General features: G+C 61.6%; 25 protein-coding genes and 1 pseudogene. 10 read left to right on the top strand and 16 right to left on the bottom strand.

Going from position 1 to position 26,577, the window contains the following annotated elements; genetic code table 11:
- Positions 1–238 precede the first annotated feature (238 nt).
- The 16 genes and pseudogenes from F8N21_RS20380 to F8N21_RS20305 form a co-directional block, all read right to left on the bottom strand.
- Positions 239–1,198 carry a PDR/VanB family oxidoreductase gene (locus F8N21_RS20380; RefSeq protein ID WP_150643821.1) on the bottom strand — a complete coding sequence of 320 codons (960 nt, stop codon included), beginning with the start codon at positions 1,196–1,198 and terminating at the stop codon, positions 239–241.
- A gap of 3 nt (positions 1,199–1,201) precedes the next feature.
- A pseudogene (locus F8N21_RS20375) lies at positions 1,202–1,315 on the bottom strand (RidA family protein); the annotation flags it as partial.
- 23 nt (positions 1,316–1,338) lie between these two features.
- Positions 1,339–2,373, bottom strand: a complete 1,035-nt coding sequence (locus F8N21_RS20370; RefSeq protein WP_150643820.1) for an aromatic ring-hydroxylating oxygenase subunit alpha — start codon at positions 2,371–2,373, stop codon at positions 1,339–1,341.
- A 21-nt stretch (positions 2,374–2,394) separates the two neighbouring features.
- Positions 2,395–2,622, bottom strand: a complete 228-nt coding sequence (locus F8N21_RS20365; protein WP_150643819.1) for a recombinase-like helix-turn-helix domain-containing protein — start codon at positions 2,620–2,622, stop codon at positions 2,395–2,397.
- 16 nt (positions 2,623–2,638) lie between these two features.
- On the bottom strand, positions 2,639–3,604 hold the full coding sequence (locus F8N21_RS20360; protein ID WP_150643818.1) for a VOC family protein: 966 nt from the start codon (positions 3,602–3,604) through the stop codon (positions 2,639–2,641).
- On the bottom strand, positions 3,601–5,097 hold the full coding sequence (locus tag F8N21_RS20355) for an aldehyde dehydrogenase (RefSeq protein ID WP_150643817.1): 1,497 nt from the start codon (positions 5,095–5,097) through the stop codon (positions 3,601–3,603). The genes F8N21_RS20360 and F8N21_RS20355 overlap by 4 nt, the downstream gene beginning before the upstream one ends.
- 106 nt (positions 5,098–5,203) lie before the next feature.
- Entirely contained in the window at positions 5,204–6,007 is an 804-nt protein-coding gene (locus F8N21_RS20350; RefSeq protein WP_150643816.1) for an aspartate dehydrogenase, read from the bottom strand.
- A gap of 10 nt (positions 6,008–6,017) precedes the next feature.
- A complete protein-coding gene (locus tag F8N21_RS20345; RefSeq protein ID WP_150643815.1) occupies positions 6,018–7,700 on the bottom strand; it encodes a thiamine pyrophosphate-binding protein in 1,683 nt (560 codons plus the stop codon).
- Positions 7,693–8,490: an SDR family oxidoreductase gene (locus tag F8N21_RS20340; protein ID WP_150643814.1), complete on the bottom strand. Its 798-nt coding sequence runs from the start codon at positions 8,488–8,490 to the stop codon at positions 7,693–7,695. Before F8N21_RS20340 ends, F8N21_RS20345 begins: the two co-directional genes overlap by 8 nt.
- A gap of 1 nt (position 8,491) precedes the next feature.
- Positions 8,492–9,328, bottom strand: coding sequence for an IclR family transcriptional regulator (locus tag F8N21_RS20335; RefSeq protein ID WP_150643813.1), 837 nt, complete (start codon positions 9,326–9,328; stop codon positions 8,492–8,494).
- A complete protein-coding gene (locus F8N21_RS20330) occupies positions 9,325–10,209 on the bottom strand; it encodes an alpha/beta fold hydrolase (protein ID WP_150643812.1) in 885 nt (294 codons plus the stop codon). Before F8N21_RS20330 ends, F8N21_RS20335 begins: the two co-directional genes overlap by 4 nt.
- Positions 10,210–10,213: 4 nt before the next feature.
- Positions 10,214–10,777 (bottom strand): cupin domain-containing protein, encoded by a 564-nt coding sequence (locus tag F8N21_RS20325; RefSeq protein ID WP_150643811.1) that lies wholly within the window; start codon positions 10,775–10,777, stop codon positions 10,214–10,216.
- Positions 10,778–10,790: 13 nt separating this feature from the next.
- Positions 10,791–11,558 (bottom strand): SDR family oxidoreductase, encoded by a 768-nt coding sequence (locus tag F8N21_RS20320; protein WP_150643810.1) that lies wholly within the window; start codon positions 11,556–11,558, stop codon positions 10,791–10,793.
- Entirely contained in the window at positions 11,555–12,331 is a 777-nt protein-coding gene (locus F8N21_RS20315) for an ABC transporter permease (protein ID WP_150643809.1), read from the bottom strand. The genes F8N21_RS20320 and F8N21_RS20315 overlap by 4 nt, the downstream gene beginning before the upstream one ends.
- Positions 12,332–12,359: 28 nt before the next feature.
- A complete protein-coding gene (locus F8N21_RS20310; RefSeq protein WP_150643808.1) occupies positions 12,360–13,364 on the bottom strand; it encodes an ABC transporter substrate-binding protein in 1,005 nt (334 codons plus the stop codon).
- 39 nt (positions 13,365–13,403) lie between these two features.
- A complete protein-coding gene (locus tag F8N21_RS20305) occupies positions 13,404–14,240 on the bottom strand; it encodes an ABC transporter ATP-binding protein (protein WP_224788259.1) in 837 nt (278 codons plus the stop codon).
- A 578-nt stretch (positions 14,241–14,818) separates the two neighbouring features.
- Here F8N21_RS20305 and F8N21_RS20300 point away from each other — a divergent pair.
- From F8N21_RS20300 to F8N21_RS20255, 10 genes are all read left to right on the top strand, one after another.
- Positions 14,819–15,034, top strand: a complete 216-nt coding sequence (locus F8N21_RS20300; protein ID WP_150643806.1) for a TOBE domain-containing protein — start codon at positions 14,819–14,821, stop codon at positions 15,032–15,034.
- Between the two features lie 458 nt (positions 15,035–15,492).
- Complete coding sequence (locus tag F8N21_RS20295; RefSeq protein ID WP_150643805.1) at positions 15,493–16,473, top strand: Bug family tripartite tricarboxylate transporter substrate binding protein; 981 nt, start codon at positions 15,493–15,495, stop codon at positions 16,471–16,473.
- A 1-nt stretch (position 16,474) separates the two neighbouring features.
- Positions 16,475–16,969 (top strand): tripartite tricarboxylate transporter TctB family protein, encoded by a 495-nt coding sequence (locus F8N21_RS20290; protein ID WP_150643804.1) that lies wholly within the window; start codon positions 16,475–16,477, stop codon positions 16,967–16,969.
- A 24-nt stretch (positions 16,970–16,993) separates the two neighbouring features.
- Entirely contained in the window at positions 16,994–18,502 is a 1,509-nt protein-coding gene (locus tag F8N21_RS20285) for a tripartite tricarboxylate transporter permease (protein WP_150643803.1), read from the top strand.
- A 187-nt stretch (positions 18,503–18,689) separates the two neighbouring features.
- Positions 18,690–19,343: a peroxiredoxin gene (locus tag F8N21_RS20280; RefSeq protein WP_150643802.1), complete on the top strand. Its 654-nt coding sequence runs from the start codon at positions 18,690–18,692 to the stop codon at positions 19,341–19,343.
- Between the two features lie 409 nt (positions 19,344–19,752).
- Positions 19,753–20,637, top strand: a complete 885-nt coding sequence (locus tag F8N21_RS20275) for a helix-turn-helix domain-containing protein (RefSeq protein WP_150643801.1) — start codon at positions 19,753–19,755, stop codon at positions 20,635–20,637.
- A gap of 151 nt (positions 20,638–20,788) precedes the next feature.
- A complete protein-coding gene (locus tag F8N21_RS20270) occupies positions 20,789–22,147 on the top strand; it encodes a glutamine synthetase family protein (protein ID WP_150643800.1) in 1,359 nt (452 codons plus the stop codon).
- A 53-nt stretch (positions 22,148–22,200) separates the two neighbouring features.
- Positions 22,201–23,289 carry a polyamine ABC transporter substrate-binding protein gene (locus tag F8N21_RS20265; protein WP_150643799.1) on the top strand — a complete coding sequence of 363 codons (1,089 nt, stop codon included), beginning with the start codon at positions 22,201–22,203 and terminating at the stop codon, positions 23,287–23,289.
- A gap of 52 nt (positions 23,290–23,341) precedes the next feature.
- Positions 23,342–24,640 carry an NAD(P)/FAD-dependent oxidoreductase gene (locus tag F8N21_RS20260; RefSeq protein ID WP_150643798.1) on the top strand — a complete coding sequence of 433 codons (1,299 nt, stop codon included), beginning with the start codon at positions 23,342–23,344 and terminating at the stop codon, positions 24,638–24,640.
- A 54-nt stretch (positions 24,641–24,694) separates the two neighbouring features.
- Positions 24,695–26,437, top strand: a complete 1,743-nt coding sequence (locus tag F8N21_RS20255; RefSeq protein WP_150643797.1) for an amidohydrolase — start codon at positions 24,695–24,697, stop codon at positions 26,435–26,437.
- The last annotated feature ends 140 nt before the right edge of the window (positions 26,438–26,577 follow it).

The raw sequence follows: 26,577 nt of genomic DNA, 5'->3' as shown, positions 1-26,577 counted from the left end.
TGCAGGTGGACCGGTCGGCGTAGGAGCTGCCGATAGGCTGCGATCTTTTCGGGGGCGCCGCAAATGCAGGATCAAAAGATCGCAGCCTGCGGCAGCTCCTACAGGGGGATTGTGTGCACGCACCAGATTGCAGGTGGACCGGTCGGCGTAGGAGCTGCCGATAGGCTGCGATCTTTTCGGGGGGCCACCGCCATAGCAAAGATCAAAAGATCGCAGCCTGCGGCAGCTCCTACGCGTTTTACAAATCAAGTACCAGCCGCCGACTCTTGCACCCCGACACACACACCATCATGGATTTATTGGCCGCCCGTTCGGCTTTGGTCAGCACGCCGTCGCGGTGGTCGATATCACCCTCCAGAACGCGTGTTTCGCACGAACCGCAGACCCCTTCGCGACAGCTGTATTCGATGTCGCAGCCAGCTTCCAGCAATACGTCGAGCAAACTCAGGCCAGGCTCGATCGAGAGCGTCTTGCCGGACTTTTTCAACTCGACGCTGTAACTGCTCTGGGCGTCTGCGGACGGAGGCAGTTCGGCAGCCGTGAATCGCTCGATATGCGCATGGGGATAACCGAGGCTTTCGCAGGTGCTTTCGAAGGCATCGAGCATCGGCGTCGGACCACAGCAATAGAAGTGCGTATCGCTCGGTTGATCGGCCAGATAGGCCGTCAGATTCGGCGGTACGCCCTTTTCGTCGTTGAAGTGGTAGAGCACCTTGGCACTCAGCCCACTGAGTTCTTCCACCAGCGCGGCTTCCTGCCGCGAACGGGCGCAGTAGATCAGCTCGGCGGATTTCCCCAGCGCCAGCAATTGGCGGAACATGCAATAGATCGGCGTGATGCCGATACCACCGGCCACCAGCACGCTATGTCTGGCGCTCAGGTCGAGCTGGAAATTATTGCGCGGCGGCGAAATCAGCAGTTGCATGCCGACCCGCAATTGTCCGTGCACATATTCCGAGCCGCCGCGGCTGTTGCGATCACGCAGGATGCCGATCACATAACGGCCTTGATCGCTCGGCGAGTTGAGCAAGGAGTAACTGCGCACCAGTCCGTTGGGCAAGTGCAGGTCGATGTGCGAGCCGGCTTCGAACGGGGCGAAGACCGTGTCGCCGAACGGCCGCAACTCGACGCTGATAATGCCTTCGGCTTCGTAGCGCAGGGTATGCACACGCGCGGTGATGGGGGAGGAATGGGACATCGGTCACCTCTTTTCGACAGTATGCAAATCGAGGTCGAGACGCGCGCCGGCCTCGATCTCCACCCGCAGTTCGGGAAACACCAGCGCGCTCACTTCGACCAGCGTGGAGGGAGGGAACACCACAGGTTGTACGGCTGCGTTCATGGCAGCAGCTTCGCGTTGATCAGCTCCAGTTGAGCCTTGGCCGCGTTTTTCAGGTAGCGGCGCAGGCGCACCACACCCAGGTCATGCTGGTAAAGGTTTTCCCGCTGGTTGGCGTCCGGTTCCATGAATTCGAGCAGCACCCGATCCTGCTCCAGCACGGCCCAGTGCCGGGCTTCCAGGCGGTTTTTGTAGAGGAAGCGCCAGGTGTCGCGCTGCCAGCCGGTCAGCGGACGGCAGCGCCAGTGGAACACCGCCGACAAGGAACGGCTGCTCGGTGTGTAACTGCCGATGATGGTGAAGTTGCCGCCCGGGCCGCCGGTTTTCGGGTAGGGGATTTCCAGACGCAGCCAGTGGCAGCCGTTGTCCATGAATTCGGTCCAGTCGAAATTCACCCCGCGCTGGCCTTCCTTCTCAAAGAAGAAACCGTTGTCGGTGTCGCGGGTAACGAACCTGGCGGTGGCTTCGCCTTCGCTCATGGAGTGCGACATCTTGTGCAGATACGTGCCGTGCATCGGGTCCATGACATTGTCGATCACGTAGCGATAATCGCCTTTCCATTCGGTGTAGCAGATGAAGCTGCTCCATTCCGGGGAGGTCAGTTGCTCTGGCAGGACCAGCTCCGGCGGGGTGTCCACATGCGGTTCGGCGGCGTTGTAGAGGAAGATTGCTCCGGCGGCTTCGCGGGAGTGGAACATCCGTGTCGGGCGGCTGCCTTCGAGTTTGCAACCCGGGCTGCCGGGGACTTTGGTGACGGTGCCGTCGCAGCGCACTTCGACGCCGTGATAAGGACATTGCAGCCGGTCACCCAGCACCGGGCCCTGGGACAACGGAGCGCCGCGATGGGGGCAGTGATCTTCGAGGGCATGGACGCTGCCGTCATTGTCCCGCCACAGGGCGATCTTGTAGCCCAGTCGACGGATCGACAGCGGTTTTTCGCCCAACTGATCGGAAGGCAAGACCGGGAACCAGAGGTTCTTCAAGCCATTGGCCAAGAGGTTTTCTGCAGGATCGACGGTTGTATTCATATTCATTTCTTGGTTACCTCCGGCGAGTCATTCGCCCAGCCGAGCCATCAGGGTTTTATAGGCATCCGCTGTCCACTCTCCGGTGGTCAACGGGCAGGGCGGCCCGGCCAGGTTCAGGTGCGCGAGCAGGTCGGGCAGCTCGGTCACTCCGTTGCCAAAGGCGCGCTCGATGGAGTCGCCGAGCAACTCTTCGAACTGGGTATTGGGCCGTTTGCGGGCCTGATGCTGTTCCAGGTAGGGTTCGGTATTGCTCATCTCATTGACCTCCGTCTCAGGGTTTCGGCTTGTCGGTGAGGAATTTGCCTTGCGGCGCTTCGACATGTTGCTGGCGTCGGGTATTGCCATCGATGCCGCCGGCAATCGCCCATTCGGCGAACATGGTCGGGCCAGGCTCGAAGGCCCGCGGCTGCCACTCGCCGGTCAGTTGGTCTTCGTCGGCGTAGTACTCCACCAGCGCGCCGGCCGGGTTCTTGAAGTACCAGAAAAATGCCGAGGACACCGGGTGCCGACCGGGGCCGATTTCCGTTGCCCAGCCGCAGCGGGAGATGTGCATGCCACCACCGAAAACTTCATGCACGTCGCGCACGGTGAAGGCGACGTGGTTCAGCCCGGCCCGGGGTGCGGGCAGTTGCAGCATGAACAGGTCGTGGTGGCCGCCTTCTTCGGCGGTGCGCAGGAAAGCCCCGCGATCCGGATAGCGGTCCGAGGCCTGGAAGCCGAATCGCTCGTGATAGAAGGCTTCGCAGGCGTTCACGTCCTTGACGAAAAACACCACATGACCGACTTCGATCGGCGTGGCGCGCTCGTAGATCGGCGCCGCCTTGTTGATCCGGCCTTTGGTCTGCCAGGTGTTATGCCCGCTGCACTCGATCTGCAGCTCACGCTTGCGGGTCACTTGCAGGCGGATCGCCAGGCCATTGGGGTCGGTGCAACCGATGCGCCCGCCGGCGGAGATGAAGCCAGGATCCTGGGCGATGCGTTGGCTGTAGAGCGCAAGATCAGCCGCGGTTTCGACACCCCAGACCACTTCGCGCACCGTCGAACCGGCTTCGATGGCCGGCGGCAAGCCGGCTTTGTTGATGTCGGCGAGGACCACGCGGCAGCCGTTGAGGGTTTCGAAGATCACTTCATCGGCCTGCTCGCTGACCTTAGTCAGGCCCCAGTCGCTGAAGAACCGCGCGCTGGTGTCGAGGTCCTCGACGCCGTAGGTGACTTCATCTATGCCTGAAACGCTCATAACCCTACCTCTGGTGACACACCGGCCCAGGCCAGTGGCTGTTCATTCATGCCCCAATAGAGGCTTTTCTGTTCCATGTACTGCAGGATGCCCAGGCGACCCTTTTCACGGCCCAGGCCGCTGTCGCGCCAGCCGCCGAATGGCGTGGAAATCGAGAACTGCTTGTAGGTGTTGATCCATACGGTGCCCGCCTGGATCTTGCGTCCCAGGGTCCAGGCGCGTTTGTAGTCGCGGCTCCAGATCCCGGCGGCGAGGGCGTACAGGCTGTCGTTGGCCTGTTCGAGCAATTGCGCTTCGTCATCGAAGGGCATGGCCACCAGCACCGGGCCGAAGATCTCTTCCTGGCAGACATGCTGGCTGTTGTTCAAGCCTTCGAGGATGGTCGGCGGGTAGTAGTAACCCTGGTCATATATTCCGCCGCTCGGCCGTTGGCCGCCGAGGCGCAGGCGTCCACCTTCGGCCAGCCCCAGCGCGACGTAGCGCTCCACCGAGTCGCGGTGGCCGGCGCTGATCAGCGGACCCATTTGCGTGCGCTCGTCGCAAGGATCCCCGAGGCGCAGCTCGGCCGCCGCCGCCGCCAGGCGCGCCATGAAGGGCTCGTACAACCCTCGGGCGACGAACAATCGCGAACCGGCGATGCAGGCCTCGCCCGAGGAGCTGAAGATGCCATATAACACCCCGGCCACAGCGTGGTCGAGATCGGCGTCATCGAGGACGATGGTCGGCGATTTACCGCCCAGTTCCAGCGACACCGGCATCATTTTGTCGGCGGCGATGTGGGCAATGTGCTTGCCGGTTTTGGTGCCACCGGTAAACGATACGCGCTTGACCAGGGGGTGGCGGGTCAGTGCATCACCGAGCACAGAACCTTTGCCAGGCAGCACGCTGAGCAGACCTTTGGGCAACCCGGCGTCTTCGCAGATGCGGGCCAGTTGCAAGGCCATCAGCGGTGTGATTTCCGCCGGCTTGATCACCACCGCATTGCCGGCGGCCAGGGCTGGAGCGACCTTCTGCGCTTCGCTGGCAATCGGCGAGTTCCACGGGGTGATCGCGGCGATCACGCCCATCGGCTCGTAGACGCTCATGCTGACGAAATCACCGCGCGACGGGGTGATGGTTTCTTCCAGGGTTTCACAGGCCGCGGCGAAGAACTGGAAGGTGCCGGCGGCGCTGGCCACCAGGGCGCGGGTTTCATTGATCGGTTTGCCGTTGTCCTGACGCTGCAATTGCGCCAGTTCTTCACTGCGCTGACGGATCAGCTCGGCGATGCGATACAGCACGCCGGCGCGTTCGTGGGGTTTGCGCTGCGCCCAACCGCTGTGCAGAAATGCTTGATGGGCGCCTTGCACGGCGTCTTCAACGTCTTCGACGCTGGCGGCGTTGAGCCAGGCCACTGCTTCGCCGGTGGCCGGGTAGCAGGTGGCGTAGCGCTCGCCGCACCCCAGTCGCCAGTCGCCGGCAATGCAGATCGGTAAAGTCTGTTCGAGAGTCATAAGAGGTACCTCAGCTTCAAGCTGCAAGCTGCAAGCTGCAAGAGGAAGCAAGGGCGATGCGCTACGCCCTTGCTTGCCGCTTGAAGCTTGCCGCTAGTAGCTGCATTCATATGGAAATCGCATGGGCGTGGTTGCCCAGGGCACGGACTACGCTGTAGACGGTCAGCGCCGAGGTCTTCGGGTTGGCGAGCAGCGGTTTGCCGCGCAGGCTCAATTCGAATCCGCCAAAGGCACCGCGAGCTTCGAAGTGGTGGACGTTTTCCTCACTCAGCGGATCGGCGATCAGCGTCACGTGGGTCCGATCCAGGCCGAGCCCGGCCAGCGACAAGGTCGCGGCGACGTTGGCGTTTTTCGGGTAGAGCCGCGCCGCTTCGCGGGCGCTGCCCTGAAAAATCACGGTGGCTTCGGTAATGCTGTCCAGATCACAAACCTGTTCGCCGGGGGTGTTTTTCCAGGCTTTAGCCGGTTTGCGCCCGGTGTAGTTGACCGAATCGAGGCCGCCGACCTTGGCCGCGGACAAGGCATCAATGCCACCGATGGCGCCGGGCAGCAGTTCGATGCGGGTCTGACCGCGCTCGGCCGCGGCTTCCAGGCGTTCGACCAGGCCGACTTCGGACAACGCGCCGACCGAGACAATCAGGCAGGCGATGCCGCGTTCCAACGCTGGCAACACATGTTCTTCGATGGCGCGGTGGCCGGCGCACTCGACCAGCAGGTCAGGGCGGGCGTCGGCCGGCAACGCGGTCAGCACTTGCGGCGGCTGCTTGAAGCTGGCCAGACGCTGGCGCACCAGCTCTTCAGACCCGGCCGAGGCGATGACATAGTCGACGCACAGCTGCGGGTCCTGCTCCAGCAGTTCGAGCACGCCGACGCCAATGGCGCCGCAGCCGATCATGGTGATATGCAACATGGCGAAGTCCTCAGGCCGTGGCTTTCTGCGCTTTGGTTTCGCTGTTGGGCGGACCGGCGAACTGGGTGGCGAAGCTGCCGACGCTGAGCATGTCGACTTCCAGCAGGAACGGCCCGGGTTGAGCCAGCGCGCCGTCGACCACGCGGCCGAAATCCTTCAGGTCGCTCACCAGGCCGTGGCGCAGGCTCAGGGATTCGGCCAGCTTGGAGTAGTCCGGAGTGTGCAGGTCGACGTAGCAGTGACGGCTGCCATAGACCGCGTCCTGGATGTTGCGGATCACCCCGTAACGCTGATCGTTCATCAGCAGGATCACCACGTTGGCCTGCTCCTGCACCAGGGTCGCCAGCTCGCCGAGGTTGAGAATGAAACCGCCGTCACCGGCGAGGGCGAAGACCTTGCGCTCAGGCGCGGTTTCAGCAGCGGCCACGGCGGCGCCGATGCCCATCGACAGGCCCTGACCAATGCCGCCGCCCAAGGCATGTACGCCTGCGCGCGGATGAAACAGCGTCAGCAGGCGGTTGCCCCAGATGCTGTTGGACAGTGTCACGTCGCGCACCCAGGAGAAATTGCGCCCGGTAATGGCTTGCAGCTGCTCGACCATCGCCGAGTAAGGGCCGAGGTCGGCGATCAGCTGGGCCCGGGATTTTTCGCGGACGTCCTTGAGTTCGGCAAGGAAGGTCGGGTCGATCTGCAGGCGGCCTTCGAGACGATCAGCCAGGCCTTCGAGGGCCAGGGCCGAGTCGCCACAGATGAACAGCTCGCTGTTATAGCTGCGGCCTTCGATGGCCGGGTTGGCGTCGATACGCAGGGTATTGCGTGGCAGCTTCAGCGCGTACTTGAAGGTCTCGTTGCTGCGCAGGCGCGAACCGGCGATCAGCAGCGCGTCGCAGCTTTGCAGGAACTGCTCAACCAGCTTGTTTTGCGAGAACGCGCCGAGGCAGCGCTCGTCATCTTCGTTGACCACGCCGCGGCCCTGAGTCGAGGTGATCACGCCGACGCCCATGTCCAGCAGGCGCTTGACCTGTGCTCCGGCATGCCGCGCACCGCCACCGAGCCACAGCAGTGGACGCTTGGCCGTGGCCAGACGCTCGGCCACCAGGTCCAGCGCTTCCGGCGCGGGCACGGCAACCGGAATCGGCAGGGGGGACAGATCGGTCGGCATCGGGATAAAGGTCGACTGGATGTCGATCGGGATCTCCACGCTGACCGGCCCGGTAGGAGCGGTCAACGCGGTTTGCACGGCCAGCTTCAGAGTGCTGATGGCGGTTTCGACGCTGCGCACACGGAACGCGGCCTTCGACACGGCCTTGAGCATGTTCAGTTGATCGCGGGCTTCGTGGATGTAGGCGAACTCTTGATCCAGGTACGGGGTTTCGATCTGCCCGGTGATGTGCAATAGCGGCGTACCGGCGGTCAGCGCTTCGACCATGGCCCCGGCGGCGTTGCCGGCCGCGGTGCCGGTGGACGTCAGGCAGACACCGAGGCCACCGGTGGTGCGGGCATAAGCGTCGGCCATGTTGGTTGCACCGGCTTCACCCCGGGCCATGACGAAGCGGATGTTGCCGCGCACGGCAAAGGCATCGAGGATCGGCATGTTGTGGATCGAGATCACGCCGAATGCGGCCTTGACTTCGCACTGCTCGAGAAAGGCGGTGATGGCAGCGCCAACGGTGACAGTATTTTCGTTACGCATGGCGGGACAGGCCTCCAGAAACATCGATATGGCTGCCTGTGGTGTAAGCCGACAGAGGCGAGGCCAGAAACAGGATCGCGCGGGCCGCTTCAATCGGCAGGCCCAGGCGCCCCAGGGGAATGTGTTTTTGTTGAGCAAGCCGGGCGGTCCATTGGCTCCAGTCCAGGTCCCGCTCTTCGCGAGCCTCGAACCGTCGGCGCCATTGCCCGGATTCGACCAGGCCAATCAGGATGCCGTTGACCCGAATGCCCTCACTGGCAAACTCGGTGGCCATCGAGCGCACCAGGTTCATGACCCCGGCGCGCGCGGCCGAGGTGGCGACCATGTGCGGTTCCGGCTGGCTGGCCAGCAGCGAGTTGACGCAGACGATGGCCGCGTTCGGCTGGTTGTGCAGCTGTGCCTTGAAGGCATGCACCGGGTTGATCACCGAGAAGAACTTCAAGTGCAACTCTTCGGTCCAGGCGCTATCGCTGGTTTCGGCGAAGGTCGACACCCGACCTTGCCCGGCGTTGTTGATCAACACGCTGGCCGCTCCCAACGCAGCCAGGCTGGCGGCGGCAAAGGCCTTGACCGACTCCGCGTCGAGCACGTTGCAGACCTGGGCCAGCAGCCGTGCTTCGGGGAAGCGCTGACGCAAGTCGGCTTCGGCGCCACGCAAGCGATCTTCGTCGCGACCGCAGAAGGCCACGGCGGCGCCGGCTTCGAGCAACAACTCGACGCAGGCCAGGCCGATGCCCGAAGAGCCACCGGTGACAATCGCGGTGCTGCCTTGCAGTTGATAGAGACTCATCTCAATCCCTCATCAGTGCAGTGACGCGGTTCTGGCCGTCGTTGGCCGCGCCGCTGTTGTAGTTGAGCAACCGCGACAGCTCGTCGGCGCTGCGGCGTACTTGCAGGAGCAATTCGTTGAAGTTGACGTGACCGATCTGCGCGGTCGGGATGGTCACCCCCAGGGCGGCGACGATTCGGCTGGTCTGATCGCGCACCGGCGCGGCGACGGTCGAGATTGCCGACTCGAAGAACCCTTCGCTGCTGACGAAACCGCGCTGACGGTCGGCCTGCACCATGTCGAACAGTTCCATCACGGTTTTCGGCGTGCAGGGCGAGAACTGTTCCAGGTGTTCTTCCGGGTACAGCTCGCGCAACTCGACCAGCGACAGGTCTTCGAGCAGGATGCGCCCGAGTACGGTGGCGTGGGCCGGCAGGCGAGTACCGACGTTGACCGCGGTGGAGAACACCGAAGGCGGCGAGACTTTGGCCACATAAACGATCGAGCGACCATCGCGCACCACCAGGTTGCTCGGGTAGTTGAGGCGGTCGCACAGGCGGGCCAGCAGTGGCTGGCCGAGTTCGGTCAATTCCAGCGAGGCCAGGTATTCGAAGCCCAGGCGCAGTACCGACATACCGAGGCGATATTCATTGCCGCTGCGGGTGACGAAGCCCATGGTTTCCAGGGTCGTCAGCAGGCGAAAGATCGTCGAGCGCGGCAGCGCCAGACGCCGGGCCAGTTCCGGGGCAGTCAGCGTGCGGTTGCGCCGGCTGAACTCGCAGAGCAGCAGCAGGCCCCGCTCCAGGCCCGGCACGATGTATTTGTCCTGAGCGTCCTTCAGCAGATCTGAATCGTTCATAGCGATGCACCTGTCAGGGATTCTTTGATGGCAAAGGCCAGGCGGCCCGCCACGACATAGGGTTGTTCGATGGGGCTGGCGTGCCCGGCATCGGCAATCAGGTTGAAAGTGCCGCCCAGGGCCGTGGCCAGGGTCAGGCAGCTTTCGGCAGCGGTGATGCCGTCGGCTTCGCCGCAATGCACTTCGCAAGGCATCGACAGCGGTGCGTGGCGCAGCAGGTCATCGCCGCACAGCAGTTCAATGGCCTGGCGATAGCCATCTGGATTGAGTCGGGCCATGTTCCACTGCACCCAGGCGTGCGCCTTCGGGCTGGCAGTGGGCGAAAGCATGTAGGCACTGCGTTGTTCGGCCATGCGTTGGATGCCCAGTTGTTCCAGGGCACGCAGGCGTCTGCTGCGGACTTCCTGGCGCTGCAAGGCGCGGGATGGATGGCCGTAGCCTTGGGCAGGGCTGATCAATACCAGGCGGCTGATCCGCCGTTGCTGCACGCCGCTGGCGAACGCCGTGGCAGTCATCGCCCCAAGGGAATGACCCACCAGCACACAGCGCTGGATGTCCAGTGCGTCGAGCATCTGCAGCAGGCGTTCGGCGTAGTCCGAAGCGTCAGGAGCCAGAGATCTCAGCGGCGTGGAATCACCGTAGCCGGGAGCGTCCCACGCAATCACCCGGACACTCTGGCCGAGTTGCAGCGCCACCTCCAACCACGACGCCGAGCCTGAACCGATCCCGTGCAACAACACGATGGCCGGGCCGGTTCCGCATTCGCGCAGGGCCTGCCAGCCGCCCGCGATCTCCAGCAGGCGTTGGGGAAAGTGCAGGGCCAGCTGGGCCTGGAGGTCAGCAGTGAGCTGCGGGTCGAGATTATCGATGGCGTGCAACATGGGCTTATCCGCGCTTGATCGAGGCCAGAGGGTGTTCTGGCGGGTAGGTCGGGGTCAGGGGTTTTTTCGCGCCGAGCATCACGCACATCAGCGCGTCTTCATCGCCGATGTTGATCTCTTCGCGGTACACCCCCGGCGGCACGGAAATCACGTCGCGGTCGGTGAGGATGGTTTCGAAGCGCTCGCCGTCCTTCTCGATCACCACTTTGAGTTTGCCGCGCAGAACGAAGAACACTTCCTCGACGTCGGTGTGCAGGTGCGGCGGGCCTTCGTGACCGGCGGGAATCACCATGGTGGAGAAGGTGAAGTTCTCCGACGGGATGGTGTTCATGTCGTTGCTCACGCCGGTGCCGCCGGTGCCGATGTAGCGCATTTGCGCACGACGGAATTTCGGGTCGTAGTCGGCCTGGAATTTCAGCGCGTTCCAGTCGTATTTGCGCGTCTCGTAGCGGGCGATGCGGGTGTTCATCCAGCTTTCGAGATTGCTGCCGGCCGGCTGTTCCCAGCTTTTCGGGGTGTCCTGCTGTGAAGATGAGTGTGCAGATGAGTGTGCGGATAGATCGGTCATGGCAGTCTCCAAATCAAGGCATGACGAACCCGCCGTTGACCGGCAAGGTTTGTCCAGTGATGAAGCGGGCAAGGTCGGACAGCGCGAACAGCACGGCGCCGCTGACGTCCTCGGGCAGTTGCGGGCGTTGAATGGCCCGCTGCTCGTTGTATAAACGGTGACGTGCTTCGGGCACGTAGGCGGTGGCCTCGACCAGCACCAGGCCGGGCGCGATGGCGTTGACCGTGATGTTGTCGTTGCCCAGCTCGCGAGCCAGGCTGCGGGTCATGGCGATGATTGCGCCCTTGCTCGCGACGTAGGCCAGCAGGTTCGGCGCGCCCCACAGCGGCGTGTCGGAAGCCAGGTTGACGATGGCGCCCTGGCCGCTGGCGCGCAGGGCCGGCAGACAACCCCGGGTCATCAGCCAGGTGCCGCGCACGTTGACCTGCATGACCTGGTCCCAGGTGTCGAGGCTCAGTTCTTCGCAGCTCTTGCCGCCGGAGTTGGTGATCGAGGCGTTGTTCACCAGACCGTCGAGCCCGCCGAGCAGTCGGGTGGTTTCAGCGATGCAGGCGTCGATCGAATCAGGTTGCGCCAGATCGACGCTCACGCCATGCACGGTCAGGCCTTCGGCGACCAGTTCAGCGGCCGATTGCTGGACGCGTTCGGCGAGAATGTCGGCGATCACCACCTGGGCGCCAGCGCGGCCGATGGCTTGGGCAAAGGCGTAACCCAGGCCGCGAGCGCCACCGGTGACCAGCACCCGGCGGCCTTCGAGCAAACGATTGAGGGTCGTCATCATTGGGTACTCAGCATGGCTTTGGGCATGTAGTGCAGGACGCGTTTCTCGCTCCAGACCACCGCACCGTAGGCGAGTACCCCGATCAGCGTGAGCATGACGATGGCGACGAACACGCCAGCGGTATTGCCCTGACCTTCGGCATCGACCAGCAGGAAGCCCAGGCCCTGATTGCCGCCCACCAGTTCACCGACGGTGACGCCGATCACTGCCAGGGTCGAGGCAATCCGCAGGCCGGAGAACAGCGCGGCCATGGCCGACGGAAACTCCACCAGGCGGAAGATTTGCCAGCGGCTGGCATTCATGGTCCGCACCAGGTTGATCATGTCCGGGTCCACGGTGCGAATCGCCGACAGTACGTTGATCATCACCGGGAAGAACACGATCAGGATGGCGATCAGGATCTTCGGGTAGATGGTGTAGCCAAGCCACATCACAAACAGTGGAGCGAAGGCGACTTTCGGGGCGATTTGCAGGGCCAGGATGTACGGTGAAAGCATGGCTTCGGCCGCGGGCGAAAGCCCCAGCGAAACGCCGATTGCTACGCCCAGCAGGGCTCCGAGGCCGAAGCCGACGATGATTTCCAGCGCGGTGATCAGGGTGTGTTGCAGCAGGCCGCCGGTTTGCCACATCACTACGCCTTCCTGGGCCACGCGGCTCAGTTGCGGCATGACGAATTCGGGCATGCCGAGCAGTCCCGGGCCCCATTGCCAGAGCACCAGGAACAGGATCAGCAGGGCGACGCTGCCGAGCATGGAGTTATTCAGGCTTTTCATCGTGTCGGTACCTTGTTGTCACTGGCCGTTATTGAGCGGCTGTTGTTTGGGTGTCGATGAACTGGTTGGTGTACAGGTCGTCGAGCTTCGGCTCCTGGGTGACGATGCCTTCGCTGACATAGAACTGCCGAACCTTGTCCAGACGCGCCGGATCGATTCGGCCGAGTACGCTCTGGTTGGCATAGACGTGTTCGACGTAGAGCTTGAAGACCTTCTCCAGCGAGTCTTCCTTGCCGGCATACGCCGGAACCGCCTTGGCGAAGGTCACGGCGGCGGCACGCGGGTCCTGGATGATGTCGCGCATGCCTTGCAAGGTGGCCTGGACCACCCCGCGAACCACCTGCGGCTGGTTTTTGATGGCGTCGTCGGAAGCCAGGATTGCCTGGGCCATGCTGTCGAAAATCTCTGCTTGCGGGATCAACTTGATCTTCACCCCGGCTTCTTCGGCATTGACCACCCAGTCCGGCACACTGGCCATGGCCTGGGCCTTGTTGGCCGAGAACAGTTGCCAGACGCCGGCGGGGCCAGCGGCCTGAATGTTCAGGTCATTCTTGCTCAGACCGGCTTTGCGCAAGGAGGCGAGCAGGGCGTAGTAGGTGGTGTCCGAGTAGGACATCACCGTCAGGGTCTTGCCCTTGAGGTCGGTGATGGAATTGATGTTTTGCGCGGCATGGGTGGCAATCATGGTCACCCCGCCAGCACCCAGCACGGCCACGGCGCGCACCGGAATACCGTTGGCCCGCACCACAATCGGGGTATCGCCAAGGGCGCCGCCGAGCAGGGCGTTACCGGCACCGATCTGTTTCGCCACATCCACGCCACCTTTGGCGGCAATGAAGGTCATGTTCAGGTTCTGCGCGGCGTAATAGCCCTTCTCCTGAGCGATGATCCAGGGGGCGAACGCTGGCAAGTTCGGGGGGGCCGGCAACAAGTAGGTCACATCGGTCGGCTGCGCCTGGGCGGCGCATGCCAACCCCAGACCGAGGGCGATGCCGCTGGCCTGGTTGAAGCGTTGAAACAGAGACTTGAACATGCGTACTCCTGAATCGGTGGGTGGCCGCGAAGGTGTTGATCAATGCAGTTCGGTGTCTTCACCGACTTGCAGCAGTTCCATCAGGCGACCGACCAAGGGGCCGATTTGCGGCAGCTTGCGGCGCTCCAGCGGGTTGTCGCGAAACGGCAGATCAATGCTGATTTCTTCGATGATGGTGCCGGGCCGGGCGCTCATGACCAGCAGCCGATCGGACATGGCGATGGCTTCGATCAGGTCGTGGGTAATGAACAGGGCGGTTTTCTTTTCATCGAACAGCATCCGTGCCATGTCCTGCTGCAGGATCATCTTGGTCTGCGCGTCGAGGGCCGAGAACGGCTCGTCGAGGAACAACACTTGAGGGTCGATGGCCAGGGTGCGGGCCAGGGCGGCGCGCTGACGCATGCCACCCGACAGCTGGAAGGGGTAGTGGTCGGCAAAGCCTTGCAGGTGACAACGGTCGAGCAGATCCTTGGCCACCGCCTGACGGGTGGCGGCTGGTACACCTTGAATTTCCAGGCCCAGCTCGACGTTGCGACGGATGCTGCGCCATGGCATCAGCAGGTCTTTCTGCAACATGAAGGCGACCTGACGGACCGGACCGGTGACCGCTTCACCGCCGACGAAGACTTCGCCTTCGGTAGGTCTATACAGGCCGGAACCCATGTTGAGAATGGTGCTTTTGCCGCAACCGGAAGGGCCGATGATCGACACCACTTCACCGCGGCGAATCTTGAAGTTCACCTCGCGGATGGCGAACGGTGCTTCGGACTTTCCTTTGGCCGGGAAACATTTGCCGACGTTGCGGAACTCAATTTCAGTCGGCTCCTGGTCCGCCTTGGGAGCGGGTTTATTCCATTGAGGGGCGAGGGCGTACATCTCGTTCACAGCCATGGGAAGGGTCTCTGGTCTGTTTTATAGGTGATACGCCGGTTAGTGCATGAACAATGCCAGCCGAAGCAACAGTACGCATTTTGTTGAAAAGTTCTTGTTTATTAATAGGTTACGAATAGTTAGATGTTTTTCGGCTGTTTCATATACGAAACAAGGTTTCTTATATGGCACGAAATTGCACATTCAATGCGCGTGGCGTGGGAAGTGGCGCGAAGGCGACGCTTTTGGAAGTAACGTCATACGGGGGGAAATGGCGGATTTGTTTTACATATGAAACGCAACTGGGGGAGCGAGCCTGCTCGCGATGGTGGCCTGTCTCCCACGGATGTACCCAATCCCACTGTAGGAGCTGCCGCAGGCTGCGATCTTTTGGCGGTTTCGGAAATGGCCCCAGGAGCAAGATCAAAAGATCGCAGTCTGCGGCAGCTCCTACGGTAAATCTTATATTCTATATAGATATAACAAAATCATTATATATTCCTTTTGTTGTTGGTGCATAAGGTGCACCTTGAAGACCTGCACAGCAGTGCGGACTTGCCCAACAACAGACAGGAAGCCTCATCATGACCATCAAAGCGATCAACGTCCGCAACCAGTTCAAGGGTGTCGTCAGGGAAATACTGGAGGGCGCGGTGGTCTCTGAAATCGAGGTGCAAACCGCTTCCGGAATCGTCACCTCGGTCATCACCACCCGTTCAGTGCGAGATCTTGATTTGAAAGTCGGCAGCGAGGTCATCGCCTTCGTCAAATCCACCGAGGTCTCGATCGCCAAGCTCTGAAAGGGTCGGCTTGAATCCGAGACCCGCGGCTTCGACCGTTTTTTGCCAGCACCCGCTAAAACCGGAATAACCGCGCTGAAACTGGGGCTCCGTAGCAGCTGGCGAAGCCTGCGCTCGGACCGGGGTCGCGCTCGACCGCAGCAGTCGTAAATCCTGCTTCCACGGTGTGTCGGGAATACCGAGGCGCTTGACTTTACGACTGCTGCGCAGCCGAACGCAGCCTTCGGCAGGGGCTACGAGGAATGTGCGTAAGGGCTGCAAATAGCTAGATCACGAAAACCCCATGGGTACCATCGCCGGCAAGCGGGACGCGGCGTGACAGGTGCGATCCTTTCCCGGACGTCAACAAACAGAACTATGGCCTACGCTTATTCCCAGACGCATGTTCAATGAGCAGGGTTTGCTCCCGGATCGCAACGCATCCGGCGCCACAGAACACTGCTATCGGGAGACAACTCATGTTCGCCTTTTTCCGTCGATCCAGCTTCCGTCGATCCAGCCGCTACATTGCAACTGCCATTACCGCAGCCGTCCTCGCCACGCCGGTCTTTGCGCTGGATACCGTCAAGTTCATGGCCCCTGGTTCGGTGGGTGGCGGTTATGACCAGACCGCACGGATTCTGGGCAAGGCCTTGATCGAGGCCAAGGTGGCCAAATCCGTCACCTTCGAGAACAAGGGCGGAGCAGGGGGAACGTTGGGGCTGGCGCAGTTTGCCAACAGCACCAAGGGCGACCCGAATGCGCTGCTCGTCGTCGGCGCGATCATGGTCACCGCCGTGGAACAGAACAAGCCGCAAATCACCTTGAAAAATGTGACGCCGATCGCCCGGCTTTTTACCGAATACAACGTGCTTGCCGTACGCAAGGAGTCCCCGTACAAAACCCTGGAGGACTTGCTCAAAGACTTCAAGGCCAACCCGTCCGGTGTCACCTGGGGCGGTGGCTCCAAGGGTTCGATCGATCACATCGGCATCGCCGAATTGGCCGGCAAAATGGATGTCCCGGTCAACAAGGTGAATTACGTCGCCTTCGCGGGCGGGGGTGAAGTGGTTGCCCAGGTATTGGGGGGCCAGATCAAGGTGATCACCGGTGGTTACGCCGAGCTTGGCCAATACATCAAGAACGGCCAGTTTCGCGTACTCGCCATCGGCGCGCCGGACCGGGTGGAAGGCATCGATGCACCGACTCTCAAAGAGAAGGGCTACGACGTGACGATCGGCAATTGGCGTGGCGTTTATGGCGCCGCGGACCTCACGCCCGAGCAGCGCAAGGAACTGACCGACGCCGTGCTGGCCGCCGCCAACAGCAAAGTCTGGCAAGACAATGTCAAGGCCAATGCCTGGTCTCCGAGCATTCTGACCGGCGATGAGTTCGGCAAATTCGTCGACGAAGAGCACGTGCGGCTACGGGCGATGCTGGTCAAGGTCGGGCTGCTTTGATATGGCCGGACTTGGCAGGATAGTGCCGGCACAGCTGGCAATTGGCGTCGGTCTGATGGTCATCAGTGCAGTTCTGGCGGTCGGTGCATTGCGCTTTCCTGCCGAGATGGGTTTCGTCATCCTCGGCGCCCACGTCTATCCCTATGCCGTCGCGGTGTTCCTCGGCGTCGTGGGTGTTTTGCTGAGTTATCAGGCGCTCACCGGTGGTTTTCGCGAACTGGCAGACCACACTGACGAGACTGCCAAAGCGCTGCCCGGTGGCAAATCCGGTGCGGCCTGGGTGACCGCGGGTCTGGTGGGGGTGGCCTTGCTGATTAACCTCATCGGGTTCGTATTGGCGGCCAGTCTGTTGTTTGCCTGTTCGGCACGAGGCTTTGGCAGTCGCCGTCCGGTGCGCGACCTGGCCATCGGCATTGCCTTGACCCTGCCGATTTACTGGCTGTTCAACGCCGGGCTAGGGGTCTCCCTGCCGCCCTTGGTCAACGCCTGGATCTGACCCGGGCCGAAGGAGGTAAACAAGGTGGAAACGCTCGCGAACCTGGCCATCGGTTTTTCCGCCGCGCTGACCCCGATCAATTTGATGTGGGGGTTTATCGGCTGTTTGCTCGGCACCGCCATCGGTGTTTTGCCGGGCATCGGACCGGCGCTGACGGTGGCCTTGCTGCTGCCCATTACCGCCAAGGTCGACCCCACCGGGGCCTTGATCATGTTTGCCGGGATTTATTACGGCGCGCAGTTCGGCGGTTCCACCACCTCGATCCTGCTTAATACCCCAGGGGAATCGTCCTCCATGGTCACGGCCCTAGAAGGCAATCTCATGGCCCGCAACGGCCGGGCAGGCCCCGCCCTGGCAACGGCAGCGATAGGATCATTTGTGGCCGGGACCATCGCCACGGTATTGCTGACCCTGTTCGCGCCCCTGGTTGCCACGCTGGCGCTGAAGTTTGGTCCCGCGGAGTATTTCGCGATTCTGGTGCTGTCCTTCACGACGGTGTCTGCGGTGCTCGGCGCTTCGATGCTGCGCGGTTTTGCCTCGCTGGGGATTGGCTTGACCATTGGCTTGATCGGCCTGGACTCGACCTCGGGCATTGCCCGCTACACCTTGGGTGTTCCCGAGTTGGTCGATGGCATCGAGGTGGTGCTGGTGGCGGTCGGGTTGTTTGCCGTCGGGGAGGCCTTGTACAGCCTGCTGTATCAGAAAGAAGAGACGGCCGGCCGGCACCGCTTGACCGCGTTGTGGATGACCCGCTCTGACTGGAAACGCTCGATTCCCGCCTGGTTGCGGGGAACGCTGATCGGTTTTCCCTTTGGCTCCATTCCGGCCGGTGGCGCTGAAATCCCGACTTTTCTGTCCTATTCGACCGAGCGCAAACTGAGCAAATACCCGCAAGAGTTTGCAGCCAGCAAAGGTGAAGGCGCCATCGAAGGTGTGGCCGGCCCCGAAGCCGCCAACAACGCGAGCGCAACAGGCTCTTTGGTGCCGCTGCTGACGCTGGGCATCCCGACCTCCGCCACCGCGGCGATTCTGTTGGCGGCGTTCCAGAACTACAACCTGCAGCCGGGGCCGCTGTTGTTCCAGACCTCGGGCGAACTGGTCTGGACCCTGGTGGCCTCGCTGTACATTGGCAACGTCATCCTGCTGGTGTTGAATCTGCCGTTGGTGGGCCTGTGGGTCAAGCTCTTGCAGATCCCCCGGCCATACCTGAATGCCGGCATTCTGGTGTTTGCCACCATCGGTGTGTACGGCATGCGCCACTCTTCCTTCGACCTCCTGCTGATGCTGGCGATCGGCTGGGGCGGGGTGTTGATGCGGCGTTTCGATTTCCCCGTGGCCCCGGTGATCGTCGGCATGCTGCTCGGCCCGATGGCCGAAAAACAACTGCGCAACGCCTTGTCCATCAGCCAGGGGGACTGGCTGGTGTTTGTCACGCAACCCATTGCGGCCTCGGTCCTGGCGCTGACGCTGCTGGTGCTGCTGGTCCCGCACCTGCTGCACGCCCGTGGCATCAAGTTGCACGAGGACGATTGAGCGGGCTGTGGCGAGCGAGCTTGCTCGCGCTGGGGCGCGCAGCGGCCCTGAAATCTGCAGCCGGCACCCTTTGGCATGTCTCCTATACTGATTCGCGCCGACAGGCTTAGCGCAGATCCTCGAACGCCGTCAGAACCGCAGTCAGCGTGCTGACCCTTCCCTCCCAATCCCTGCAAGGAGATCGAACATGGCAATCCGCATAGGCGATGAAGCACCGGATTTCACCGCAGAAAGCACCGAAGGCCCGCTGCACTTCCACGAGTGGATTGGCGACAAATGGGCCATCCTGTTCTCACACCCGAAAGATTTCACCCCGGTCTGTACCACCGAACTCGGTTATCTGGCCGGACTCAAGCCGGAGTTCGATAAACGCAATACCAGGATAGTCGGGCTCAGCATCGACCCGGTCAGCGACCACCGGGCCTGGCTCGGCGACATCGAGGAGACCCAGGGCCATGCGGTCAACTATCCGATGATCGGCGACGAGAATCTGGTGGTGGCGAAGCTCTACGACATGATTCACCCGAATGCCGGTGGCGGCGCGCGCACTGCAATGGACAACGCTACGGTGCGCTCGGTGTTCATCGTCGGCCCGGACAAGAAGGTCAAGGCGATGTTGATCTACCCGATGAGCGCCGGACGCAACTTCGACGAAGTGTTGCGCTTGCTCGATTCGCTGCAATTGAACGCGAAACACACGGTCGCCACCCCGGTGAACTGGCGGCCGGGCGAAGATGTCATCATTCCCACTTCGGTGTCCGACGAAGACGCCAGGAAGAAATACCCGCAGGGCTTCAAGACGTTGAAGCCCTACCTGCGCACTGTGGAGCAGCCGAAGTAACAACCGCCTGCAAGGGCCCAGTCACAATCGGCGAAAGGATTGTTGACTGGGCCAGGCTCAGCGCTATTCCTCGTAGCAGCTGGCGAAGCCTGCGTTCGGCTGCGCAGCAGTCGTAAAATCAGGCACTGCGGTATTACATACAAACCGTGCAAGCAGGGTCTGCGACTGCTTCGCAGCCGAACGCAGCCTTCGGCAGCTGCTACGCGCCGAACGCAGCCTTCGGCAGCTGCTACGTTTGGGGCAAGCCCCCTCGCCACAAGTCGATGTTTGATTTCAGAGGTTCGTTGTCATCACGGACATTTCTCTGTGTCTTGCACTGCTTTTTCCGTGCTGCTAGGGTTCGTTGATAATAATTGACACTGACCCTGTCCTCGCGTGTCTGCGCAGGGATACAAGGAAGGAATATCCCATGCAGATTCAATCCCACGACACTGCGGATGTGGATCAGCAACTGGTCATCGCCGGTTGGCAAGAGCATTACCAACAGATGTCACCCGGTTATTTCCAGGGCAAGGTCGTGCACATGGAGCTGGGTGGGGTTGAGGTCTATGAAGAGCGGATGAACACCCGAATCGAGCAGCATTTCCATGCGCCCGCGGACTCCCTGGTCTTCAGTTTCGACACCCGCAATGGCTCGCTGTATCTACTCAACGAAGAAACCCAGAACACCTGGATCACCCCGGAAAACTACACAGAAGTCGCCGTGGTGATCGGTCCGCAGTACCTGAAACAACTCGACTGCCTGAATCTGAGCCGCCTTGATGGGTTGTTTCTGACGCCGTTGGTTTCCCAGCAGAGCCAGGTCTTCGGTCGCTGGTTGAGCAGCACCCTGCAACAGCTGGTCTCGGCCCAGCCGCCGGTGGCCGAGGAGCGCTTGGCGCAGCAACTGGTCGACGATTGCCTGTATATCCTCGACTGCCCGAGCCAGACCCTGGATCGCGCCAGCCAGAAACACCTGGCCCATGACCGGCGGCTGATTCAGCGGGTGTTCGATCTGGTCATGGCGTGCCCGCAGGAGCATTTCAATGTGCTGCAACTGGCCGAGGGCGCCGGGGTGTCGGTGCGCCAATTGCAGCAAAGCTTCACCTCCTTTGCCGGAGTGTCTCCCAGCCAGTGGCAGCGGTTGCGCCGATTGAACTTCGCCCGCCGCGACCTGCTGCGCACCTGCGCGGGTGAAACCACCGTGGCGGAAATCGCCATGCGCTGGTCATTCTGGCACCTGGGGCGTTTTTCCGAGGCCTATCGCGGGCTGTTCGGCGAGCTGCCCAGTTGCACCCTGATGCGCCGTCGCTGAATCACCGGCGTGCGGTGTTCATGCCCCAAAATGGGGCGTGAACACAGGCGCAAATCGGATAGAAGCCGACATCCTCCTGATTGCACTATCGCCTTGAAGCATGGAACCGGGCAGCCATGGGGCGCCCGGGCATTTCCCTGTACGAGGCGTTATGAAAGGCAATCTGGACCGACTGAGCCACTGGCTCAAAGAAAACAAAATCACCGAAGTCGAGTGCCTGATCTCTGATCTGAGCGGCATTGCCCGGGGCAAAATTTCCCCGACCAACAAGTTCCTCAACGAGCAGGGCATGCGCCTGCCGGAGAGCGTGCTGTTGCAGACAGTCACCGGCGACTATGTCGAAGACGATATCTACTACGAGCTGCTCGACGCGGCGGATATCGACATGCACTGCCGTCCGGACCAGGACGCGGTGTTCCTGGTGCCCTGGGCCCTGGAACCCACCGCTCAGGTGATCCACGACACCTATGACAAACAGGGCAATCCGATTGAACTGTCGCCGCGCAATATCCTGAAGAAGGTCTTGCGGCTCTACACCGAGCGCGGCTGGAAGCCGATCATCGCGCCGGAAATGGAGTTCTACCTGACTCAGCGCAGCCCTGATCCGGACTACCCGCTGAAACCACCGATCGGCCGTTCCGGTCGCCAGGAAACCGGGCGTCAGTCCTATTCGATCGAAGCGACCAACGAGTTCGATCCGCTGTTTGAAGACATGTATGACTGGTGCGAGGCCCAGGGGCTGGATCTGGATACCTTGATTCATGAAGAAGGCACCGCGCAGATGGAGATCAACTTCCGTCACGGTGACCCGTTGCACCTGGCCGATCAGATTATCGTGTTCAAGCGCACCCTGCGCGAAGCGGCCCTGAAACACGACGTCAGCGCCACCTTCATGGCCAAGCCGATGACGGGCGAGCCGGGCAGCGCGATGCATTTGCACCAGAGCGTGGTGGACCTGGAATCCGGGGTATCGATGTTCTCCAATCCCGATGGCAGCATGAGTGAGTTGTTCATGCAGCACATTGGCGGGTTGCAGCAATACATTCCGGAAACCCTGCCGCTGTTCGCGCCCAATGTGAATTCGTTCCGGCGTTTTCTGCCCGATACCTCGGCGCCGGTCAACGTCGAGTGGGGCGAGGAGAACCGTACGGTGGGCCTGCGAGTGCCGGATTCGGACCCGCAGAATCGTCGGGTGGAAAATCGCCTGGCCGGCGCGGATGCCAACCCTTATCTGGCGGTGGCAGCCAGCCTGTTGTGCGGTTACGTGGGCATGGTCGAGGGCATCGAGCCAAGCCCTGCGGTGGTGGGGCGCGGTTATGAACGACGCAATCTGCGCTTGCCGCTGACCCTGGAGGCGGCCCTGGAGCGCATGGAGCAGTCGAGCATGACCCAAGAGTACCTGGGCCAGCGCTTCACCAAAGGCTTTGTCGCGGTCAAGCGGGTCGAGCACGAGAACTACAAGCAGGTCATCAGCTCCTGGGAGCGCGAGTTCCTGATGCTCAGTGTCTAGCTCCTCGATGCGTTGAACACATTCTCAAATGTACCCACAGTAAGGACATCTGAATGAGACCTTTCGCCCTGAAACTCGTGCTCACCACCCTTTGCGCTCTGGCCGGCCCGGTCTCGGCGCAACAGCTGGTGAACATCTACAACTGGACCGATTACATCGCTGAAACCACCCTCGTGGACTTCCAGCGGGACACCGCGATCAAACCGGTGTACGACGTTTTCGACTCCAATGAAACCCTCGAAGGCAAGTTGCTGGCCGGGCATACCGGCTATGACGTGGTGGTACCGAGCAACCACTTTCTCGGACGGCAGATCAAGGCCGGAGCTTTCCAGAAACTCGACAGGGCGCAGCTGCCGAACTGGAAGAATCTCGATCCGGTGTTGATGCAGCGCCTGCAAGTCAACGATCCGGGCAATCAGTACTCGGTGCCGTACTTGTGGGGTACCAACGGGATTGGCTACAACGTCGAGAAGATCAAACAGGTGCTGGGAGTCGAGACCATCGATTCCTGGAGCACGCTGTTCGAGGTCGAGAACCTGAAGAAGCTGCAAACCTGTGGCGTGGCCTTCATGGACTCGGCGGACGAAGCCTTGCCGGCCATGCTCAATTACCTGGGGCTCGATCCCAACAGCACGCGGATCGAGGATTACAAGGTCGCCGAGCGCAAGTTGCTGACCTTGCGCCCGTACATCACCTATTTCCACTCCTCCAAATACGTCTCGGATCTGGCCAACGGCAACATCTGCATCGCCTTCGGCTATTCGGGCGATGTGTACCAGGCCATCCAGCGCGCCGAGGAGGCCGGGAACGGCGTGAAAATCGCCTACACCGTGCCGAAGGAGGGCGGCAATCTCTGGTTCGATATGTTGGCGATTCCAGCCGATGCCAAGAACCCCGAACAAGCCCTGGCGTTTATCAACTACCTGCTCAAGCCCGAGGTGATTACCAAGGTCAGTGAGTACGTCGGCTATGCCAACGCCAATACCCAGGCCACGCCCCTGATGACTGAAGACATCACCGCCAATCCATCGATCTACCCGCCCGAATCGGTACAGGCCAAGCTCTACGTTTCGACGGAGTTGCCACCCGACGTCATGCGCTGGATGAATCGCTCGTGGAGCAAGCTCAAGTCCGGTCGTTAACCCCTGCGCCGGGCGGCCGTGTGCCCCCGGCAATTGATAGGCAGCAACCCTTATGACCTCCCTGTTTTCTTCACCGCAGACGTACTACAGCGCCACCCGCAATCGTCAGCTCGACTGCCCGCCCCTGGAAGGCCAGGCACACGCTGATGTGTGCATCGTCGGTGGCGGTTTTACCGGATTGAATACCGCCATCGAACTGGCTGAGCGCGGTCACTCGGTGATCGTCCTGGAGGCGCAGCAGATTGCCTGGGGCGCCACCGGGCGCAATGGCGGTCAGTTGATTCGGGGCATTGGCCATGACCTTGGTGCTCACGAAAAATCCATTGGCAGAGAAGGGGTGAAGGTTCTTGAACAATTGGGCCTGGACGCGGTTGATCTGGTGCGCCAACGGGTGCAACAGCATGGCATTGAGTGCGATTTGCGCTGGGGGCACTGCGAGCTGGCCAACACCCCGCGGCATTTCCAGAACCTGCTGGCGGAGCAGGAGGCGCTCAACAGACAGGGATATGCGCACAAGGTCGAGCTGGTGGAACAGCGGGACATGCATCGAGTGGTCGGCTCCGATCGTTATGTCGGCGGCTTGATAGATGAGGGATCGGGGCATCTGCATCCGCTCAACCTGGCGTTGGGCGAGGCCGATTTGGCCCAGCGTCTGGGGGTGCGCTTGTGCGAGAACAGCGCGGCCATTCGAATCGAATATGGCAAGTGCATTCGAGTGCACACGGCCAAGGGTGTGGTGCATGCCAAGACCCTGGTACTGGCCGGCAATGCGCATCTGGGTGACCTGGAACCGGCACTCAGCGGCAAGGTGCTGGCGGCCGGCAGCTATGTCGTGGCGACTGAACCCTTGAGCGCGGCCCTGGCCGAGACCCTGATACCGGCGAACCGGGCGCTGTGCGATCAGCGAGTGGGGCTTGATTACTATCGGCTGTCGGCGGACCGCCGGCTGCTGTTTGGTGGCGCCTGTCACTACTCCGGGCGAACCCCAAAGGATATCGCCGGCTACATGGGGCCGCGAATGTTCGAGGTGTTCCCGCAGCTGGCGACCAAACGCATCGACTTTCAATGGAGCGGGATGATTGGCATCGGTGCCAACCGTTTGCCGCAGATTGGTCGCCTGCAGGCGCAGCCGAATGTGTTCTATGCCCAGGCGTACGCAGGACACGGAATCAACACCACGCACCTGGCGGCAAAGCTGGTGGCTGAAGCCATCAACCTGGAGCACAGCCAGGGTTTCGACCTGTTCGCCAGGGTGCCGCACATGACCTTTCCCGGCGGCAAACTGCTGCGTTCGCCGTTGTTGGCGCTGGGCATGTTCTGGTACCGGCTGAAGGAAATCGCCGGCCACTGATTCGATCAGAGGCCAAGCGCACAACCACGATAAAAACAATAAGAGGACGTTCAGATGAAGCGAATTAGCTCGTGCCTGTTGGCGGCCATGTTAACGCTGCCCTCGTTGCAGGCCATGGCCGCGGCTGACCTGATACTGACCAATGGCAAGGTGTTTACCGGGATTCCCGGGCAATCCCTGGCTAAAGCGGTAGCGGTAGAAAACGGCAAGATTCTCAAGGTCGGCAGCGATGCGCAGATCAACGCCCTGGCCGATGCGCAGACCCAGCGCATCGACCTGGCGGGCAAGGTGCTGATGCCTGGAATGATTGATACCCATAGTCACCCGGTGGTTGCCGCCTTCGACAGCCTGGGTGCCAACCTGCTGGACGAAGTAAAACCGTTGCCGGAGCTTGAGCAATGGATCATCGAGCAGGACCAGGCAGGCCGCGCCCGTGCCGGTGACGTGATCAGCATTGCCGGGGTCAGCTCGGCCTATTGGGAGCAGAGCCGTGAACTGGGCAAGCGCTTCAATCAGGGCCGCTGGGCCGAGCAGCCGGTGGTTCTGAGCGGGATTGACGGGCATACCGGCTGGGCCAACAACGCCATGCTCAAGCGTCTGAAGATCGACGCCGCGCTGGTCAAAAGCCTGCCGGAGAATGAGCGCAACTATGTCGGGCATGAAGCGGACTTCACGCCCAACGGTTATTTTGCCGAGTCTCGCTGGGACCAGATCCGCAGCCAGCTGCCCGCGCCCAGCGATGAGGTCATGCTCAAGGCCGCCCGCGAGGCGGTAAAGGTCAACAATCAGTATGGCGTCACCGCCTGGATGGACGCGGCGGCGAATGCCGGCAGTGCCGATTCGTTGTTCGATTTCCAGGCAACCGAGCAGAGTTACGGGGTGCTGCCGCTGTACCGCACGCTGGCGGAGCAGGGCGAACTCAGCGCCCACGTCGCCGCTTTGCTGCTGGCCAATCCAAAAAGCCGGCCGGCCGATCTGGAGGTGCTGGCCAAGGTGATGAAGCAATTCGAGGGCGTGCCCAACCTGAGCTTCCCGGGCATCAAGGTGTTTGCCGATGGCGTCCTGGAGTTTCCGGGGCAGACCGCGGCGGTCATCGTGCCCTTCAACAACAGTGATAAAAACGGACAGCTGTTGATCGACCCCGCGCATTTTGGCGAGCTGGTGGTGGCGGCGGAGAAGCGCGACTGGATCGTGCACATGCATGCGGTCGGCGACCGTGCGGTGCGTGAGTCGCTCAATGGCTTTGAATATGCGCGCAAGCTCAATCCCGCGCCGGTGGCCCATAGCATCAGCCACCTGCAGCTGGTCAACCCGAAAGAGTTTCCACGCTTCAAGCAGCTTGGGGTGATCGCTTCCATGCAACTGCTGTGGGCCACCGGCGAGAGCTACACCGTGGAGCTGGTCAAACCCTATATCAGCGCCTTTGCCTACGGTTACCAGTATCCGGCCAAATCTCTGCACAGCGCTGGCGCGGTCATCGCCGGCGGCAGTGACTGGCCGGTGTCCAGCCCCAACCCGTGGAACGCCATTGCCCAGGCCAGTACCCGCAAAGGTCCGCTGGGTGTGCTCAATGCCAAGGAAAGCATCGATCGGCTGAGCATGTTCTACGCCTACACCCTCAACGCCGCCAAAGCCCTGCGCCTGGACCGGCAGATCGGTTCGCTGGCGCCTGGCAAACAGGCCGACCTGATCATCCTCGACCGTGATGTGTTCAAGGTCAGCGACGACGAGTTGTTCGAGACCAAGGTCCTGAAGACCTTTTTCGCCGGCAAGCAGGTCTACGCAGCGGACTCCTGACCGTCACCGCCCCCACATGGGATCTCCTGCATACACAAATTTTCTGCCTGACAGAGATCAATGTGGGAGCGGGCTTGCTCGCGATGAGGGCCAGATAGTCAACATTGATGCCGCCTGACAGTCCGCCATCGCGAGCAATC

Origin of the sequence: Pseudomonas fluorescens (genome assembly GCF_902497895.1) — a bacterium.
Lineage (GTDB): Bacteria > Pseudomonadota > Gammaproteobacteria > Pseudomonadales > Pseudomonadaceae > Aquipseudomonas > Aquipseudomonas fluorescens_BP.
This window is presented reverse-complemented; position numbering and strand designations above follow the sequence as displayed.

What these genes read in the sequence shown, in the direction of transcription:
- F8N21_RS20380 (WP_150643821.1), bottom strand. Translation starts at nt 1,198, where the DNA reads ATGTCCCATTCCTCCCCCATCACCGCGCGTGTGCATACCCTGCGCTAC.
- F8N21_RS20370 (WP_150643820.1), bottom strand. Translation starts at nt 2,373, where the DNA reads ATGAATATGAATACAACCGTCGATCCTGCAGAAAACCTCTTGGCCAAT.
- F8N21_RS20365 (WP_150643819.1), bottom strand. Translation starts at nt 2,622, where the DNA reads ATGAGCAATACCGAACCCTACCTGGAACAGCATCAGGCCCGCAAACGG.
- F8N21_RS20360 (WP_150643818.1), bottom strand. Translation starts at nt 3,604, where the DNA reads ATGAGCGTTTCAGGCATAGATGAAGTCACCTACGGCGTCGAGGACCTC.
- F8N21_RS20355 (WP_150643817.1), bottom strand. Translation starts at nt 5,097, where the DNA reads ATGACTCTCGAACAGACTTTACCGATCTGCATTGCCGGCGACTGGCGA.
- F8N21_RS20350 (WP_150643816.1), bottom strand. Translation starts at nt 6,007, where the DNA reads ATGTTGCATATCACCATGATCGGCTGCGGCGCCATTGGCGTCGGCGTG.
- F8N21_RS20345 (WP_150643815.1), bottom strand. Translation starts at nt 7,700, where the DNA reads ATGCGTAACGAAAATACTGTCACCGTTGGCGCTGCCATCACCGCCTTT.
- F8N21_RS20340 (WP_150643814.1), bottom strand. Translation starts at nt 8,490, where the DNA reads ATGAGTCTCTATCAACTGCAAGGCAGCACCGCGATTGTCACCGGTGGC.
- F8N21_RS20335 (WP_150643813.1), bottom strand. Translation starts at nt 9,328, where the DNA reads ATGAACGATTCAGATCTGCTGAAGGACGCTCAGGACAAATACATCGTG.
- F8N21_RS20330 (WP_150643812.1), bottom strand. Translation starts at nt 10,209, where the DNA reads ATGTTGCACGCCATCGATAATCTCGACCCGCAGCTCACTGCTGACCTC.
- F8N21_RS20325 (WP_150643811.1), bottom strand. Translation starts at nt 10,777, where the DNA reads ATGACCGATCTATCCGCACACTCATCTGCACACTCATCTTCACAGCAG.
- F8N21_RS20320 (WP_150643810.1), bottom strand. Translation starts at nt 11,558, where the DNA reads ATGATGACGACCCTCAATCGTTTGCTCGAAGGCCGCCGGGTGCTGGTC.
- F8N21_RS20315 (WP_150643809.1), bottom strand. Translation starts at nt 12,331, where the DNA reads ATGAAAAGCCTGAATAACTCCATGCTCGGCAGCGTCGCCCTGCTGATC.
- F8N21_RS20310 (WP_150643808.1), bottom strand. Translation starts at nt 13,364, where the DNA reads ATGTTCAAGTCTCTGTTTCAACGCTTCAACCAGGCCAGCGGCATCGCC.
- F8N21_RS20305 (WP_224788259.1), bottom strand. Translation starts at nt 14,240, where the DNA reads ATGTACGCCCTCGCCCCTCAATGGAATAAACCCGCTCCCAAGGCGGAC.
- F8N21_RS20300 (WP_150643806.1), top strand. Translation starts at nt 14,819, where the DNA reads ATGACCATCAAAGCGATCAACGTCCGCAACCAGTTCAAGGGTGTCGTC.
- F8N21_RS20295 (WP_150643805.1), top strand. Translation starts at nt 15,493, where the DNA reads ATGTTCGCCTTTTTCCGTCGATCCAGCTTCCGTCGATCCAGCCGCTAC.
- F8N21_RS20290 (WP_150643804.1), top strand. Translation starts at nt 16,475, where the DNA reads ATGGCCGGACTTGGCAGGATAGTGCCGGCACAGCTGGCAATTGGCGTC.
- F8N21_RS20280 (WP_150643802.1), top strand. Translation starts at nt 18,690, where the DNA reads ATGGCAATCCGCATAGGCGATGAAGCACCGGATTTCACCGCAGAAAGC.
- F8N21_RS20275 (WP_150643801.1), top strand. Translation starts at nt 19,753, where the DNA reads ATGCAGATTCAATCCCACGACACTGCGGATGTGGATCAGCAACTGGTC.
- F8N21_RS20270 (WP_150643800.1), top strand. Translation starts at nt 20,789, where the DNA reads ATGAAAGGCAATCTGGACCGACTGAGCCACTGGCTCAAAGAAAACAAA.
- F8N21_RS20265 (WP_150643799.1), top strand. Translation starts at nt 22,201, where the DNA reads ATGAGACCTTTCGCCCTGAAACTCGTGCTCACCACCCTTTGCGCTCTG.
- F8N21_RS20260 (WP_150643798.1), top strand. Translation starts at nt 23,342, where the DNA reads ATGACCTCCCTGTTTTCTTCACCGCAGACGTACTACAGCGCCACCCGC.
- F8N21_RS20255 (WP_150643797.1), top strand. Translation starts at nt 24,695, where the DNA reads ATGAAGCGAATTAGCTCGTGCCTGTTGGCGGCCATGTTAACGCTGCCC.